Annotated in this window: 13 protein-coding genes; 8 read left to right on the top strand and 5 right to left on the bottom strand. The window is 41.4% G+C overall.

The window, feature by feature from the left end:
- The first annotated feature begins 1 nt into the window (after nucleotide 1).
- From SYJ56_RS06855 to SYJ56_RS06840, 4 genes are all read left to right on the top strand, one after another.
- Nucleotides 2-1,327, top strand: a complete 1,326-nt coding sequence (locus tag SYJ56_RS06855; protein WP_323832904.1) for an FGGY-family carbohydrate kinase — start codon at nucleotides 2-4, stop codon at nucleotides 1,325-1,327.
- 112 nt (nucleotides 1,328-1,439) lie between these two features.
- Entirely contained in the window at nucleotides 1,440-2,198 is a 759-nt protein-coding gene (locus SYJ56_RS06850) for a (Fe-S)-binding protein (RefSeq protein ID WP_323832903.1), read from the top strand.
- The gene (locus SYJ56_RS06845; RefSeq protein ID WP_323832902.1) at nucleotides 2,195-3,556 is read left to right on the top strand and encodes a lactate utilization protein B; all 1,362 of its coding nucleotides are present in this window, start codon (nucleotides 2,195-2,197) and stop codon (nucleotides 3,554-3,556) included. Before SYJ56_RS06850 ends, SYJ56_RS06845 begins: the two co-directional genes overlap by 4 nt.
- A complete protein-coding gene (locus tag SYJ56_RS06840) occupies nucleotides 3,549-4,109 on the top strand; it encodes a LutC/YkgG family protein (protein ID WP_323832901.1) in 561 nt (186 codons plus the stop codon). Before SYJ56_RS06845 ends, SYJ56_RS06840 begins: the two co-directional genes overlap by 8 nt.
- Here the strand turns inward: SYJ56_RS06840 and SYJ56_RS06835 are convergent.
- The 3 genes from SYJ56_RS06835 to SYJ56_RS06825 all read right to left on the bottom strand — a co-directional run bounded on the left by SYJ56_RS06835 (nucleotide 4,106) and on the right by SYJ56_RS06825 (nucleotide 7,017).
- The gene (locus tag SYJ56_RS06835; RefSeq protein ID WP_323832900.1) at nucleotides 4,106-5,413 is read right to left on the bottom strand and encodes a sensor histidine kinase; all 1,308 of its coding nucleotides are present in this window, start codon (nucleotides 5,411-5,413) and stop codon (nucleotides 4,106-4,108) included. The two genes, SYJ56_RS06840 and SYJ56_RS06835, sit on opposite strands and share 4 nt — an antisense overlap.
- 99 nt (nucleotides 5,414-5,512) lie before the next feature.
- A complete protein-coding gene (locus tag SYJ56_RS06830) occupies nucleotides 5,513-5,893 on the bottom strand; it encodes a VOC family protein (RefSeq protein ID WP_323832899.1) in 381 nt (126 codons plus the stop codon).
- Nucleotides 5,894-5,973: 80 nt separating this feature from the next.
- The gene (locus SYJ56_RS06825) at nucleotides 5,974-7,017 is read right to left on the bottom strand and encodes a 6-bladed beta-propeller (protein WP_323832898.1); all 1,044 of its coding nucleotides are present in this window, start codon (nucleotides 7,015-7,017) and stop codon (nucleotides 5,974-5,976) included.
- Nucleotides 7,018-7,225: 208 nt separating this feature from the next.
- On the opposite strand from SYJ56_RS06825, the gene SYJ56_RS06820 reads away from it, so the two are divergent.
- The 4 genes from SYJ56_RS06820 (at nucleotide 7,226) to SYJ56_RS06805 (ending at nucleotide 12,359) form a co-directional block, all read left to right on the top strand.
- Nucleotides 7,226-8,065, top strand: a complete 840-nt coding sequence (locus SYJ56_RS06820; protein ID WP_323832897.1) for a sugar phosphate isomerase/epimerase family protein — start codon at nucleotides 7,226-7,228, stop codon at nucleotides 8,063-8,065.
- A 136-nt stretch (nucleotides 8,066-8,201) separates the two neighbouring features.
- A complete protein-coding gene (locus SYJ56_RS06815) occupies nucleotides 8,202-9,332 on the top strand; it encodes a geranylgeranyl reductase family protein (protein ID WP_323832896.1) in 1,131 nt (376 codons plus the stop codon).
- A 253-nt stretch (nucleotides 9,333-9,585) separates the two neighbouring features.
- Entirely contained in the window at nucleotides 9,586-10,191 is a 606-nt protein-coding gene (locus SYJ56_RS06810) for a DUF2911 domain-containing protein (RefSeq protein ID WP_323832895.1), read from the top strand.
- A gap of 386 nt (nucleotides 10,192-10,577) precedes the next feature.
- Nucleotides 10,578-12,359, top strand: coding sequence for an arylsulfatase (locus tag SYJ56_RS06805; protein ID WP_323832894.1), 1,782 nt, complete (start codon nucleotides 10,578-10,580; stop codon nucleotides 12,357-12,359).
- 322 nt (nucleotides 12,360-12,681) lie between these two features.
- On the opposite strand, the gene SYJ56_RS06800 is transcribed toward SYJ56_RS06805, so the two are convergent.
- Both SYJ56_RS06800 and SYJ56_RS06795 read right to left on the bottom strand, forming a co-directional pair.
- Complete coding sequence (locus SYJ56_RS06800; RefSeq protein WP_323832893.1) at nucleotides 12,682-15,108, bottom strand: ABC transporter permease; 2,427 nt, start codon at nucleotides 15,106-15,108, stop codon at nucleotides 12,682-12,684.
- 214 nt (nucleotides 15,109-15,322) lie between these two features.
- On the bottom strand, nucleotides 15,323-17,683 hold the full coding sequence (locus tag SYJ56_RS06795; RefSeq protein WP_323832892.1) for an ABC transporter permease: 2,361 nt from the start codon (nucleotides 17,681-17,683) through the stop codon (nucleotides 15,323-15,325).
- Nucleotides 17,684-17,821: the final 138 nt, after the last annotated feature.

Genomic DNA, 17,821 nt, shown 5'->3' with positions numbered 1-17,821 from the left:
TATGAGTAAAATTCCAGTAACGGCTGTTTTTGATATCGGTAGGACAAACAAGAAGTTCTTTCTTTTTGATGAAAATTTAACCGAAGTACACAGTTCCTATATTCGACTAGACCCGATTCCGGACGAAGACAATTTCCCAAGTGAGCCTTTGGGACCGCTGGAAGAGTGGATGCTCAAGACCTTCAAAGAAGCACTGAAATCACCAGATTATCAGATCAAGAAACTGAATTTCTCCTGTCATGGGGCTTCCTTTGTACATACGGAAGATAGTGGAGTTCCTGCCACTCCGCTTTATGATTACCTGAAGCCTTTCCCAGAAGATCTTTTAAGTAGGTTTTATGAAGAAAACGGAGGAATGATGACCTTTTGCCGAGCCACCTCCTCTCCTCCATTGGCTATGCTCAACTCAGGTTTGCAGCTTTATTTCATCAAGTATGCAAAGCCCGATTTCTTCAAAAAAATCAAACATTCATTCCATTTCCCTCAGTACTTAAGTTTCTTATTTACTGGAGAAATGGTGTCAGATTATACAAGTATAGGATGCCATACGGGACTTTGGGATTATGAAGCGAACGATTATCATGAATGGGTTGATAGGGAAGGAATTCGCCCATTACTTCCCCCAATAGTTCCCGGAAACACACTTTTGAAGACTAAGCCAGAACTCGGAAATATCCCCTGCGGCATTGGAGTTCATGATTCATCTTCGGCTTTGCTTCCTTACATCAAGCAAGAATCCGAACCCTTTGCCCTACTTTCCACAGGCACTTGGGCAATCTGCATCAATCCTTTCAACAAAACTACGCTTACTAAAAATGAGCTTAAACGCGATTGCTTACAGTTTCTCAGCATCAAAGGTGACCCCATCAAAATCTCCAGACTATTCATCGGAGAAGAGCATAAATATCAGGTGGAAAAGCTGTACGAACATTTCCAAATGCCACTTGGCACTTACAAGAAATTGAAATTCAATACTACCCTATTTGAAAAAGTAAAAGATCATAAAAGCAAACGAATTCATTTCCAATACCTCAAACCTGAAGATTATGGATTTGATCAAGCTAAAGAAAATGATTGGTCGCTTTTTGCAGAGTTTAATGAGGCCTATTACACCTTTATCCATGAGTTGACGGATCTGCAAACCGCCTCTATCAAGCTGGTAATAGACAATGCTCCAGTAGATAGGCTTTTCATAGATGGAGGATTCAATGCCAACGATATCTTTGTAGAGATGCTTCGCAAAAAACTTCCGGGATTAAAGATCATTCCAAGCGATTTTCCAAATGGATCTGCATTAGGAGCTGCCATGCTGGTATCAATGGAATAGATGGCTTAATTTACCTTAATAATGAAATCGAGCATATTACAGACGATACATAAGGCGATGACGATTCTCCATGTGAGATTCCATGTGGCCAATAAAAAGCAATTATAAACACATGAAAAAAGATGCCCCGCATATAGGCCTGTTTATCCCGTGTTATATTGATCAGTTCTATCCCAACGTAGCGATTGCCACACTAGAACTGCTGGAAAAACTAGGTTGCAAAGTCACTTATCCACTTGGCCAAACTTGCTGCGGACAGCCTATGTCCAATGCCGGTTTCGAAGCTGATACTGCTGGCACTACCTCCAAGTTCATCCGGGATTTCGCAGAATTTGATTACATCGTAGCTCCATCCGGCAGCTGTGTTTTGCACGTCAAAAAGCATTCTCCACATATTGATAAGCTCAAAAAAAATCAAGAACACGTACAATCCCACATCTATGAGTTAAGTGAATTTATCACGGACATCCTCAAAGTTGATTCGATCAAAGGCAGCTTTCCGCACAAGATCGGCTTTCATGCTTCCTGTCATGGACTTCGAGGATTGAGGCTTGCCAGTGATTCAGAGAGAAATGAGCCGGTTTTCAATAAAACCCTTCAGCTGATGAAAGATCTAAAGGGAATGGAAGTGGTGGAGTTGACAAGAAAAGATGAGTGTTGTGGATTTGGAGGAACTTTTGCAGTAAGCGAAGAGGCAATCTCCGTACAAATGGGGAAAGACCGAATCGCTGATCATCTGGACAAAGGTGTAGAAATCATTGTGGGTGGAGACATGTCATGCATCATGCACATGCAGGGAATTGCCACCCGAGATAAAGAAAATGTTCAGTTAATGCACTTTGCAGAAATCTTAAACCAAGTAATCTCATGAGTCACCCGGAGAAAGCAACGGTATTTCTGAAAGATAAGGCGCGTGCCAAATGGCATGATGATACGCTGTGGATAGTTAGACAAAAGCGTGACACAATAATCCATCAAATCCCTGAGTGGGAACAACTTCGCGAGCTGGCGTCCCAAATTAAAGATCACACACTTTCTAAGCTTGACTTCTATCTTGAAGAACTGGAGAAAAATGCGACCGCAAATGGTATCAAAGTTCACTGGGCCGAGAATGCTGAAGAGCATAATCAGATTATTGGAAAAATACTTGAAGAGAAACAATGCAAGGCAGTTGTTAAGAGCAAATCTATACTCACAGAAGAATGTCATTTGAATCCGTTCTTGGAAGAAAAAGGCATTGACGTGGTGGATACGGATTTGGGAGAGCGGATTATTCAGTTTCTGAAGCAACCTCCAAGTCATATTGTGTTGCCGGCTATTCACTTGAAAAAGTCCGATATCTCCGAGATATTCCACGAAAAACTCCATACTGAAAAAGGGAATTTGGACCCCGTTTATCTTACTCACGCAGCTCGATTACATCTTCGTGAAAAATTCCTGATGGCTAAAGTGGCGATCACAGGTGTCAATTTCGCAGTGGCAGAAACAGGGGAATTTGTCGTCTGCACCAATGAAGGCAATGCTGATATGGGCGTTCATCTGGCAGATACGCATATTGCCTGTATGGGAATAGAGAAGCTCATTCCTAGAAGAAAAGACCTTGGAGTTTTTCTGCGTCTTTTGGCAAGATCTGCTACCGGACAGTCCATCACGAATTACAATTCACATTTCAGGAGCCCCTCTCCAGGCAAGGAACTTCACTTGATTTTGGTCAATAATGGCAGAACCAAGCAACTTGCCAGAGAGAAATTCAGAAACTCACTGAAATGCATCCGCTGCGGAGCATGTATGAACACCTGTCCTATCTATCGCAGAAGTGGCGGATTCAGCTATGGAAGTACTGTTCCTGGTCCAATTGGCTCCATACTTTCGCCAGGTATCGATCTTAAAAAATACAGCACCTTACCTTTTGCCTCCACCCTTTGCGGGAGCTGCTCAGATGTGTGTCCTGTGAAAATCAACATCCACGAGCAACTCTACGAGTGGCGACAAGAAATCACTAAAGCGCAAGGCTCTTCAGTCAAAGGATTATCCATGAAATTGGCAAATGGGATCTTCAAAAGCCCCTTAGCCTATAAGCTTTCAGGGAAAATGATGCGTGCTACTCTGAAATCACTTCCAGACAGCATCATCTACAATCCGCTGAATGCATGGGGGAAAAGCAGAAACCTGCCAGATTTACCAGAAGAATCATTCAAAGCCTGGTACAAAAAAAATAGAAATGAGTAGTAAAGCATCCATATTAGTAGCCATCCGAGGATTGAACTTAGGAGAAAAGCCTCTTCCGGAAATCCCGGACTTTGCTATAGCTTCTGACCTAGTAGAAACCTACACTCATTCTTTGAATGCCAATAAAGGCACCGTGATCAGTAAAAGAGAACTTGAGCAATTGATTGCAGAAACTGGCTTTCCAAAAATCTACAGCTCTTCTCCTACATTTAAAAAGTATACTAATTGTCAAGTACCGCAGCATCCAACTGATTTTGCAGACTTAGATTTAGCAATCATAGAAGGTCAATTTGCCTCAGCGGAGAACGCTGCAATTTGGCTGGATGATAGTAATTTAGACCTGAGAGCAATTCCTTTTATCACAGCACATTTAGTCATTGTGATCAAGAAAGAGACTATCGTAGGTAATATGCACCAAGCTTATGCACGAATCGGATTGACAGAATCAGGTTTTGGTTTATTCATTGCGGGCCCATCCAAAACTGCCGATATAGAACAGTCTTTAGTAATTGGGGCACATGGAGCCATGAGTCTTAGAGTAGTGATTCTTTAACGCAATTTCTTTGTCAAGGTAAAGCAATTCTTTGTTACATTACTGCTGGTATATTTCAAATCAAAATTGATTTTATCCGCAATTCTTTTGCATAGCGGTAATCCTACACCTGTTCCCTTTTCTTTTTTGGTACCGTAGGAGGTCCTAGCCCGGAAAACAAACAAATGCTTCTGATCTGCTGGAGATATCGTTGCTCCTTGATTGCAGACCTCCCAATTTAATTCATGCTTGCTGATCTTTAGATTCAGGTTAATCATTGAATCCAGTGGCGAAAATTTGATAGCATTATCTAACAGATTTTTAAGAATGATTTTGATCTCATTGATTTCTAAAGATATATCTCGGTCCTCTCCTTCTATTGAAACTTCAATTACCTGATTCTTTTCTGTTGCCTGCATTAGCATCATCTCCTTCATTTCATGTGTCAGACTGGACAGACTAATCTGATGGAGTTGGGTAGGTGTATCTTCCAATTCCGTCATCACCCAACTCAGCGTATTGTTGAGCACTTTATTGAGGTGAAAACTTTGGCATCTAAGATTCCTTAAAATCTGCTCCAATTCTCCTGGCTCAAAAGCATCCTTGTCTACAAGATCAAGAGTGGTATGAAGCATACCAATCGGATTCTTCAAATCGTGAGAAAGTAGTGCGATGAGCTTATTTTTCTGATCATTTAGCATCTTCACCTCATCGATTGCCTTCTCCTGTCTCAGCTTAATTTTATTGAGCAAGTGACTTTGGTTTTGATAGCTTTTGACGAAAAAATGAAGCACTGTAAACACAAATAAACTAATCCATATGATGGTAACTGCATGATCGATAAACTGATGTTGAGGTCCCTCATAATAATTCTCAATCTCTATATACCCATAAGCTTCGGCAAAGAAAAGCAAGAAAAACATGGCTAGAGAGCCAAGAAACCATGCAACTTTAAGCCAGCCCTGAATCAGCAAAGAAGAAACGACCAGCATCAAGAAAAAAGCGTAAATGGTAGGCCCTCCATTTCCGTCATTATAGAAAAAATTAAAACAGATTACTATGTGGGCCAGGATGAGTAAAATGTTTAATGCCAGTTGCGCTTTGCCATACTTAGAAATCAAAAAATAAGCTGCTAAAAAAGGAAAAGAAATTGCGATTTTAACCCAAAAAACTACCGGAGATATCCCCAGAAACGCATCAGAAATACCAAGCAACAATAATAACACTAATGCTAAAAGCGAAATTATAATCGCTATTTGCTTCTGTATATAATTCAGATCGGTAACATTCTCCTCGGAAAGCTCTAAGCCTTTGGTTAGCAACATAAAAAACTCTTAACTAATAATTTTCAAATAATAAATTTCAACCTTCTTGAGAAACTTGCTCGCATAGATTCTGGCAAAAAATCCATGGTTAGCTTAAGACTAACTCATCGAATGAAGGGCTATTCGATTTCCCTCTGAATCCAAAAACACGCCCATGTAACCATATTCAGGTGAAATCATTCTTTTTGGTATCTGCACGTTTCCTCCAGCCTCCTCCACTTTTGCTAATTCAATAGATAAGTCCACAGATGAGAAATAAATTAGAACTCCTGCTAAATTACTTGATTTGTAAAAATCCTTATGTGAAACCAAGCTTCCCTCGGCTCCCACTCCACCACCTTCACCAGGAAACATTGCCATTTGAAAATCTCCCATGTCAATTTTAGTTAGGCTACAGTCAAAAACCTTTTGATAGAAAGAGATAGCTCTATCCATATCACTGACTGGAATTTCAAACCGGCCTACAGTAACTTTCTTCATAATTGGAAATTTTAAAATTGATAAATCATGAAATATAAAAGAATTCAGTCCAATCAACTTACAGTTTTCAAGCAGTTTTACTAAACTCTTGTAAGCTTAATCGGATAAGTTTTACCAGCATTCCACTGACATACATAGATATTTTCATCCTGGTCTATACACACATCGTGACAATGTTTGAAGATCTGCTCAGACTGCACCATTAGCTGAAGTTCACCATTTCTATACTCGGGTGCTGTGCCTCCAGGATTGGAGACTACCTTATTGTCTTTATCCAAAATAGTCACAAAACCTGAATCTGGCGTTTGCTCTAAGTACCGAAGTCTAGACCAGCAAACTCCTGCGTACAGATGGTCACCATGAATCACCGGACGGCACACGAACGCACCTGGCAAGAAAATAGTCTCTAGATATTCTCCATCCAAGGTAAATCGCTTAAAAGAATTATGCCCACGAGAAGTGCAAAGCAAGGTTGGCTCTTTGCCACCACGCTGATCTACTGTAATACCGTGAGCAGTACTAAACTGTGCATCACCAGATCCACTACCACCAAATTTCCTTATAAACTTGCCATTTTTATCGTAGTGTAGAAAAAATTGAGATCCATATCCATCAGCAACATACAAATCACCATTAGGAGCTACCGTTGTCTCAGTAGGTACATAGGCCATTTTTTCTGTATAAATCCCTTCTTTCAATGGAGAATCTATCTCAACCACCACTGCACCATCAAGTGTGGTTTTTACTACCCTGCCTGCATTATCAGAGATCCAGAGGTATTCTGCATCACCTTCATCTACTAACGTCAATCCATGAGCACGATCCATCCCCAGTGTCCATGCGCTAAGAAATTTACCTGATTGATCGTATATAATGACGTTGTTTTTAGGCTCATCAGTAACCATGATCATCCTACCCTTTCGGTCCATTACCATCTCGTGACAGTTATTCACAGGTACTTTGGCAGGATCAAGCATCCCCCATCTGGAATCTACCTGGTATTGAAAATCTCCATGACCAATTACCTGATTATGGTTTCGAGCAAATGAAAAAGAAGGTGAAATAGACATAGCAAGTCCTATCAGGGAAGTGTTTTGGATAAACTTTCTTCGATCAGAATTCATACATACTTAGTAAAGCATCAATTTAAGGATTACAATCGAAAACCAAATAATAATCCATATTTTAGGTCAAGTCAAAATTAAGTAACCATGAAATCGAGCATGACGAAAGCGTCACACAGAGGATGATTATCCGTTACGCGAGATTCCTCCCGATAGCTCCTGATAATTATCGGGACGGGATGACCTTTGAAAATCAAATTATAGACAGATGAATATATATATTAAAGTAATCACACTAGTCCTATTTTTGACCTCTCCATTCCTAAAGCTGCAAGCACAAGAAGTGGCACTTCAGCTCTATTCCCTTCGTAATGAAATGAAAGTAGATCCTGTGAAGTATCACGAGCTTATTTCAGATTGGGGAATATCAGCGCTGGAAGGCGGTGGTGGGTACGGAATGTCGGATGATGAATATGCAAAACTTCTTGCAGATAATAATCTGCGTATCATAGGAGTAGGTGCTGAATACACTCAGCTTACCAAAGACCTGCAACCCATCATAGATCAAGCGAAAAAATATGGAGCGAAATATGCCACTTGCTATTGGATTCCTCATGCTGAGGGCGCTATCTCAATAGAGGAAATTAAAATAGCTACTGCGCTATTCAATGCTGTAGGTGAAGAACTCAGTAAAGAAGGGATCACTTTTTTGTATCACCCACACGGCTATGAATTTGCCAAGGATCGCAGAAAAGTCAGATTTGATTATATGCTTGAACACGCCAAAAACTTTGAGTTCAACCTGGATGTGTTCTGGGTAAAAATGGGTGGTGGCGATCCTTTGAAGATCATGAAAAAATACCCTGGCAAATTTCCCATTCTACATCTCAAAGATCGCAAAAAAGGAACTCCTGGATCAAAAGATGGACGTGGAGATGTAGAAACCAATGTAGTATTAGGCACAGGTGACATTGATATCGCAGGAATAATCGAGGAGGCTAAAAATCAAGGGACTGAATACTTGAGCATTGAAGACGAAAGTTCAAGATCGGTCACACAGATTCCCTTGAGTGTAGCGTTTATCAAAAAGGAATTAGAGAAGAATTAGTAGTAAAACTCAAATCTATCCCTTAAAGCTCAACCTTATCTTAGAATATTGAGATGTTTACATCAATCCTGTAGCATTGCGCCTATTTTGCATTTTCTTTACAGTAGATTTTTAACATTGATTTTCTATTGAGTACATGAGTCACTATGATGTAGCGATAATAGGCTGTGGTCCTTCAGGTGCTATGGCAGCATATCATCTGGCAAAAAAGGGGATTTCTACCGTGATAATCGAAAAGGAAACCCTGCCCAGATATAAGACCTGTGGTGGAGGGTTGGTTTACAGGGGAAGACGTAAGTTGCCATTTGATGTTTCCAAAGTCGTAGAACGGGAGTTTTACCAGATTCAACTCTACTTTGAGGGTGAGAAGAAAGTGCTTACTGCTAAGCGTGATGTCCCTGTCATCAGTATGGTGATGCGGGCTGAGTTTGACAATTTCCTTATCGAAAAAGCCAAGGATCTTGGAGTAGATATAAAACAGGATCATAAGCTCATAGATATCACTTTTGGCGATGTTCCCACGCTTCATACAAGTCAAGGTGACATCCGTGCGAAGCTGATCATTGCTGCGGATGGAGCACTAAGTCCCACGGCCAAGTTAGCTGGATGGAAGGAAACCCGCAAGCTCATTCCTGCTTTGGAATATGAAGTAGAGGTGACCCCTGAAGATTTCGAACGGTTATCCAAAGAAGTACGGTTTGATATGGATAGCGTCCCGCATGGATACGCATGGAGTTTTCCCAAGAAAAATCATCTGTCTTTGGGAATAGCCTCTACTCGAAGAAAAAGAATTGACCTGAAGGCATACTACAAAAAGTATGTAGAAAAGCTGGGCATTAAAGAAATTCTCAATGAAAAATCTCATGGTTATCAGATTCCAATTTCCCCTCGCACAGATGGATTTTACAGGAAAAATGTATTTCTGATTGGGGATGCAGCAGGGTTTGCGGATTCGTTGACAGCGGAGGGAATTTCTAATGCATTGTGGAGTGGAGAATTGGTAGCGGAAGCTATCATCGAATCTGGACTGAATCCCGAAACAGCTGGGGCTATTTACCAGCAAAAACTAGAAGAAGAATTATTACCAGAACTCAACATTTCTCAGACTGCCGCTAAGTGGTTTTATAGCTATCGAATAATCCGGAACCTGCTATTAAGAAAATATGGTGACTATGCGATATCCTTTATGACCGATCTATATTTAGGAGATAGAAGCTATCCGAAGAACTTGATGAAAACCATCAAAAAGAAAATAACTGAAGCTTAAAAATCCGAATTGGAACAATAATCATTATGAATATCCGCTATTGTACTAGTAGAAGTTTAAAGTGACTTAGAATTAAGTTAAATCTCGCGAAAATGGCTTCTTCGGTCATCGGTCATCGGTCTCCTCGCCGTTAAACAAAGAAAATATGGCTACTGGCATCATTGCGGATAATCAGAATAATCAATTACAATTCTTCCAAAAGAACCGTTTCAAAAGTTCATTTAGCTTACCTTCATCATAAATTTCAAAACACATGAAAAACAACAAACTCCTTTTATCGGCATTTGCCCTGATTCTCTTTTTCTCAGTTTCCACATTATCATTTGCACAGCTTCAGGCCCCAGCACCAAGTCCCGCTGCTTATGTTTCTCAGCAGGTAGGTTTTACAAAAATCAGTATTGATTACTCCTCTCCGGCAGTAAAAGGCAGAAAAGTATTCGGTGAGCTTGAAAAATACGGTGCCACCTGGAGAGCCGGAGCAAATGGCCCAACGATTATCGAATTCAGTACCGGAGTAAGTATTGCAGGCAAAAACATAGGTGCAGGTAAATATTCCCTATTCATCACTCCACAGGAATCTGGCGACTGGACTATACACTTGAACAGTAAGGCAAATGAAATTTATGCTTATATGAAGGATGGGAAAGTGGATGAAGAAGCCTTGGCTAAAGACGATGCAGTGGCGATCAAAGTAGCTCCAATCGCCGCACCTGAGACCTTCGAAAGACTTGCTTACTTCATCTCAGCGGAGAACAATAAAGTAGCTTCAGTTACTTTTATGTGGGCAGATGTTATGCTTTCATTTGAAGTAGATACTCAAGTGGATCAAAAATTAGAGCAGTTCAAAGGCATATTCTAGGAAAAGATTTAATTTGAAATCACCAAAGCCCGGAGTTAATTCGGGTTTTTTTTGTGGATTCAATTCAACTAAACCTTCCCTGAGACCTAACTCAGGAGGATAGGCTCCGAATATATGAGTGGAACTCAGGCACAGACATAGATTTTGATTGCTTTATCTATAATTAAATTATATGTATATCCGCTTTTCCGCCAGTAAAGAGACTAAAGCATTATAAAGTTTGGTCAACAGTAGCATTGAAGCCACTTCGGTCACCCCTGCCTACCGGCAGGCAGGCGTCATCGGTCTTCCAGCCAGTAAAACAAGGAAATATGGCTACTGGCATCATTGCGGATAATCATTTTAAATTATCTTAGAAAATCCTTTCGCTGCCAACCCTTGTAACCATGGCAAAAAAGCCACAAAGTATTTTTTATCTGATAGTTGGAATTGGAGTATTGCTTTTCCAATCCTGCAATTCTGATTCGGAAGAAAAAACCAAACCAAACATAATACTTATCGTGTCAGATGACCAAGGTTGGGGAGATCTTGGAATCAATGGTAATCCTAATGTATCTACTCCGAATATTGACCAACTGGCATTAAAGGGTGTTCAATTCAGTAGATTCTATGTAAACCCGGTATGTTCTCCTACCCGAGCTGAGATTTTAACAGGTAGGTACCATCCCAGAGGTGGGGTTTATTCTACCTCAAGAGGCGGTGAACGCTTAGATCTTGATGAAACAACTATTGCCGAAATTTTCCAATCAAATGGATATAATACCGGAGCTTTTGGCAAGTGGCACAATGGATCCCAGCCTCCATATCATCCCAATAACAGAGGTTTTGATGAGTTCTATGGCTTCGCCTCGGGACATTGGGGCAATTATTTCAGTCCTATGCTTGAACGAAACGGCCAAGTAACTAATGGGGATGGGTTCATTATCGATGATTTAACAGACAATGCGCTGGACTACATAGAGGAAAATTCGGATCAACCATTCTTCGTCTATTTAGCATACAATACTCCACATAGTCCTATGCAGGTTTCCGATAAGTGGTGGGACAAATACAAAGAGGCCAACGTTGATTCCACCCATCGGTACGGGGAAAAAGAAAATATAAATAAGACGCGGGCTGCCTATGCACTATGTGAAAACCTAGACTGGAATGTCGGCAGGGTCATGGATAAATTGGATAGCTTAAAGCTCCTGGAAAACACTATAGTGATCTATATGTCTGACAATGGGCCAAATGGCTGGAGATGGAATGAAGGACTGAAAGGCATCAAGGGGAGCACTGATGAGGGTGGAGTACGCTCTCCTTTTATCATGTATTGGAAAGACCAGTTAAAACCACGAATCATCTCCCAGCTTGCTAGCGCAATAGACATTTTGCCATCCCTAATTGATTTGGCGGATATCACAAACTCATTCGACAAGCCCATAGATGGTATAAGTTTAAAACCTCTACTAATGGGATCTAATAAAACATGGGAAGAGCGAAATGTTTACAGTCATTGGAATGGCAAAGTCAGTGTCCGAAACCAAAACTATATACTTGATAGCGACAACAATCTTTTCGACTTAGAATCAGACCCAGGACAACTTCAGCCTATAACTCAACCTTCAGAAACTATTCTTTCCGAATTGATCGATGCAAAAGAAGCATGGATCAACTCGGTATTGTCAGAGCTTGATCGTAATCGGGAGGAAATATTCCCTGTAGGATATGAAAGCAGCAAATACACTCTCCTTCCTGCCAGAGATGGCATTCCACATGGTGGTATTCAGCGATCTAGCATACATCCAAACTCCTCTTTTTTCACCAATTGGACATCAACTACTGATAGTGTTACTTGGGACACTGAAATCCTTACCTCGGGCAAGTACTTGGCGACCGTCTATTACACAGGCAAGGAATCGGCAGTTGGTTCTACCCTTCAGTTAAGACAAGGTCAAAATGAAGTAAAAACCAGCATCAAAGAGGCGCATGACCCAGATTTTGTAGGAGTAGAATACGATCGTTCTCCTCGTGATGAATCTTACGAGAAAAATTTCATGCCTTTGGAACTGGGAGTGATAACGTTAGACAAAGGACGTCATCCGATTTCATTGAAAGCAGCAGAGATAACAGGTCAGGAATTTATAGATGTCCGATTACTCGTCTTAGAGCGCATGAACAAATAGCCTGAGCTATGCCGTCATTGCGAAGGGCAACATTACTCTTAATTACACTTTAGACATCTTGCCCTGAAGCAATCTGATCGTGATTTTACAAAACAGATTGATTTGTCGTCGTACCTCCTCCGCGCAATGACGTAAACCAAAACCTGTGCTGCTTTAATCGTCTGTGAACTCACTGTCAAGAGTACAATCAAAAGAATAATCCCACCAGTTTATCGATTATTAAAAGATCCCATGATTCTTCGCTGCGCCGTAGCGCCGTTGCGTGCCTATTTCCCTTTGCGCCTTTTGCGCCTTGGCGTGAGACAATCCCATCACTTACTACCTACTCACTTTTCAATGCCTTCACGGGATTTGCGCGGATGCTTTTATAAGTCTGGAAGAAAATCGTGGCCAAAGCCAACCCAAAGCATGCGAGTGCAGCGAAAATAACCAACCAAATCTCAATTCCTGTTCTGTAGGCAAATTCCTCCAGCCAGCGCTTCATAAATACCAGCGCCAGCGGCACTGCAATCAACATGGAGATCAAGATCAATTTGAAATAAGAAGCCGAAAGCATCAGGAATATCTCCGGCATAGTCGCTCCGAATACCTTTCGTATTCCGATTTCTTTATTCCGCAACTCAGTAGTATAAGCAGTCAATCCAAATAACCCCAAACAAGCGATGATAATCGAAATCCCTGTCAACACCTGAAGCAGGTTTGCCATTTTCATTTCGGACTGATAGACTCTTCCAAAATCCTCATCCAAGAAGCTGTAATTCATCGGCACGCGTGGTTCATATTGCTTCCAGGCCAACTCCAACTCACCCACTCCTGCCTCGATGTTTCCACCCTGAATCTTCACAGATATGTAATCTCTAAGGAAGTAATCGTTCATGTATTCTATCACAAGCGGTTTAATCGCATTTCGAAAAGATTCGAAATTAAAATTCTCTACCATTCCGATGACTTCCAGTGTGGCCTCGTCGTTTTCACCTTCATTTTTTATTACCAACTGGCCTATGGGATCATCCAAAATCCCCAGTTGCTTTGCCGCCATTTCATTGATTATGATCTTGTTTTGATCAGCACCGGATGTTTCTCCAAAGTTTCGTCCCTCCAGAAGTTTGAATTGATAGGTATCCAAATAGGAAGCGTCCGCTTCGTACCAATTCATTCCTTGTTCCAAATCTTCGGTGGGAAGATTAAAGGAGCGCATCTGGAATTGACCTGACATGGGAATTCCTGTCGAAAAACTCATCGACTGCACATTCGAGCTGGACACAAAATGACCTTTGAAATCCTCCCGCTGGGAATTTTGGATTTCCCCGTCGTTGTGGATAATCACCAACTGATCCCTATCAAAACCTGGATCAGAATTTTGGATAAAACTCATCTGACGCTGAACAAGCAGTGTACATATAATCAGGGTAAGCGAAGTAGCAAACTGAAACACCACCAATCCATTGCGAAAACTGTGGCTGTTTTTTCCAACTGACAATTGCCGCTTGATGGTTTGCAGGGGCTTGAAAGATGAAAGATAAAATGCGGGATAAAAACCTGAAAGTAGCGTCAGCACAACTATCAATGCCGGACATATCCACAGTATCATGCTGTTGGTATAGAGATTGAACTGTAAATTTTTACCGGTAAGTTGATTGAAAAGCCCATTGCTAAGTGCTACGATTACCAATGAAATAGCTACACTTATCAACACCAATAGAAGTGCTTCGGTGAGGAACTGATAGATGAGTTGGGATTTCCGCGATCCCATTACTTTGCGCACACCCACTTCCATAGAGCGAAGTCCAGCTTTAGCGGTTGCCAAATTCATAAAATTAATACAAGCCAACAGCAGGACAAATGCTGCGACCAATGAGAAAATATAAATGTAACTCTGATAGCCATTCGCCTCATGTTCTCGAAGTAAATGCGAGTTCAGATGAATATCCTGCACGGGCATTACCTTCAGGTTATAATTCGAATTCTCATCTTCACCTCCCAGCATAGGAACAACAAAGTCCGCAACAATACGGTCAAGTTTTTCAGCAACGACCTGCTGCTTTTCCTTCGGAAACTTCGCATAAGTGTGAAGTATAGCCCAAGACCAGTTGTCCATGTCAAATATCTCGGCATTCATGCCTGGCTCATATACCAGCATGTCAAAATGAAAATGCGACTGAGCCGGAATATCTTCTACCACCGCCGAAATCTCCCTCAGATCCGGATTATTGCTACCCAAGAGAAGGGATTTGCCCACCATCTCTTTCGGAGAAACATCGCCAAAGTATTTATGCCCCAAGCTCTCCGTGATCACAACATTCTTGGAATCAGCCAATGCTTTCTCCTTATTTCCTCCCAACAGATTGAGGTCAAAAACATCAAAGAAGTTAGGTTCCGCGTAATAGACTTTTTCCTCCCGAAATACCTGTTCCTTATTTTGACCTGATCCGGGCTGTATGGTAAAATCATTCCACTTCAAAACCCGTGTGACTGCTTCCACCTCCGGAATATCCGCTATAATTCTGGGTCCAAGCGGAGGTGGTGCGGTGGCATAGCTAGCCGTACTGTAATCTCCCCAGTGGGATGTGATCCGAAAAACCGATTCAGAGTCTGGATAGAAGCGGTCGTAATTCACCTCATCCTGTATGAAGAGCATAATCATCAAAAAACCGGAAATACCCATTGTCAGGCCCAATACATTGAGAATGGTATAAAGTCTGTTTTTCTTCAGGACTCTCCAGCCGATTTTAAGGTAGTTTTTCCACATGGTTTTCTATACTTATTTGATTCTTACTTATTCTTTAACTTCAATATTCATCATTCGACGTTCTACATTCATCATTCGTTTTACCCGTCATTGCGAGCGAGGAACGAGCGAAGCAATCTATTTAAGAGTCACTAGCAGATTGCTTTACTCCTCTGTCGTTCGCAATGACGTAAATCCCCAATCGTACATCCGAAATCATAAATCCCCAATCGTTTCACTCGCTTTTCAGTGTCTCTGCAGGATTTACCAGCGCTGCTTTGATCGCCTGTGAACTCACGGTCAATAATGCAATCAAAAGTGTAATCCCACCAGTCCATAAGAATACAGTCCAGTCTATACTAGTCCTGTAGGCAAATGTCTCCAGCCAATCACTCATAAAATACCAAGTTGCAGGGATGCCGATGATCACAGAAATGAATACCAATTTGGTGAATTCTGAAGAGATCAAACCTACCACACTGCTCACAGAAGCTCCCATGACTTTTCGTACAGAGATTTCCTTTTTTCTTCGCTCTGCAATGAAAGTCGCCAAGCCGAAAAGTCCCATACAGGAAATCATCACGGCCAAGCCTGTGAAAAGCGAGGTAAGCTTAGCAGTACGCTCCTGAGAGCTGAATTTCTGGGCATGTTCCTGATCCACGAACTTATACTCAAAAGGTGAATCGGGATTAAACTTGTTAAAAACAGTCTCTACACTTGCCAAAGAACTCGAATAGTCCCTTCCAGCTGCAAAACGAATATGGATGAAATTCAAGTTACGCTTTGGCCCCATCACCAGTATTGGAATCACATCATCAAAAGGAGATTCCATGATAAAATCCTTAACTACACCCACGATGGTAAACTCATACGAATCATCCTTAATCACCTGACCGATTGGATCTTCAAAACCCATGATTTCAGCGGCTTTTTCATTGACTAATGCCGAAAGACTATCACCCGGAAAAGTATAAATGTCTATATCTCTACCTGCAACCAGCTCCATTCCAGCCGTTTTCACCAAATTTGCATCAGTTCCCATACGACTAATCATTGGCCTAAACTCGGGGTCTTTTCCCTGCCATTCCATCCCATCAGTATCAGAGTGGATATTTGTCAAAGGAGAAAAAGTATAACTCACTTCAGCCACTTCAGGGAGTGCCAGCAATTCATTGCGGAGGGCAGCTTTATTATCTCTCATATTTTGAGTTACCGTATGAAAAATCAGATTCTCCTTAGTTATTCCCAAGTCTCTATTTTGGACAAAGGTCATCTGATCTTGGACTATCCAAACACATGATATCAAAGTGACCACCACCGCAAATTGAAACACAACCAAGACTTCCCGTGGCTTCAATCCAAAGCTTCTTTTTGAATTCATTTTAGACTTGAAAACCACTGCCGGTTTATAAGAACTCAATAAAAATGCAGGATAGCTTCCTGCCAATATCCCTGTAATGAATACATAAACCACAGAAATTCCCCAGAAATAAGGCTGGGTAAAAGGATTCTCCAGTTCCTGACCAACCAAATCTTTAAATGCTGAAAAAGACAAGGAGACAATAAATATCGCTAATAGATATGCCGCGAGAGCAATTAATACAGATTCAGCCAAGAACTGCCCCACAAGCATTCCTTTGCCTGCCCCGGATATCTTTCTAATTCCAACTTCTTTAGATCGCCTGTCACTTTGAGCAGTGCTCAGATTCACGAAATTGATGGCAGCAATGAGCAAAACAATAATGGAAACAATCCCAAACATCCGAATCATCTCTATTTTGCCACCAACAGATTTTCCATTTTCAAACTTCGAATACAGATGCAGGTCCCGAATCGGAAAAAGGAAATCAGAAACTTCATCCATTTCTGAATTTTTCGCTGTGAAGTCGATAAACTTCTGATTAAATGAAGCGAGCTCTGTTCCCTCATTTAGCATGGTAAATGTGCGGTAAGAATTGTTTCCCCAGTAATCATCCGCCCAACCCATAGCTTCCAGTTTCTTGAAAGGTAAAAATACTGTAAAAGGGAAGTCCGTGTTTTCAGGCAAATCTTTGATAACAGCCTTTACCTCAAAATCCAGTTGCTTTTCCACATTGACGGTTTTACCCATTGCCGGAGAATCCCCAAATAGCTTTTTGGCCACCGACTCTGTCAAAACAATATTTCCGGGTTCCGTCAATGCAGCTACCGGATCGCCTTCCAATGCTTCGAAACTAAACATCTTAAAAAATCCCGGATCGGTAAAAGTGGCTTCTTCGTAAAAGTTATTTTCTCCCACTGTTAGAAGCTGCTGATCCCATTCTGTGATTCTCGCTACCTCTTCCACCTCCGGAAACTGCTCTTTCATAGCAGGTGCGTAGGGTGCAGGGGTATAGTCCCAGGTGAATACTTCACCTTGCATTTCAGCATTTCTCCAGTTCGCGTAGACTCGATCCGAATTCTCGTGAAAACGGTCAACAGACATCTCGAATTGAACCCAAATAAGTATCAATATCGAGGCAGCCATACCGATTCCCAGTCCGGCGATGTTGATAAATGCATATCCCTTACTTCTAGTGATATTTCTCCAGGCGATTTTCAGATAGTTTTTCCACATTATTCTACTGATTTAAAAATTGAAATATTCTCTTATCGTCACTTCGAGGAACAGCCTGCCCCGATGAGTCGGGGAAGCAGTCTCTAATCGTCATTGCGAGGCACAGCCAGCCCCGATGTGTCGGGGAAGCAATCTCTA

The organism is Algoriphagus aurantiacus (genome assembly GCF_035156405.1).
In the GTDB taxonomy this organism is placed as follows: domain Bacteria; phylum Bacteroidota; class Bacteroidia; order Cytophagales; family Cyclobacteriaceae; genus Algoriphagus; species Algoriphagus aurantiacus.
Note: the sequence above shows the minus strand (reverse complement) of the source record. Positions and strands in the feature narration are given on the sequence as shown.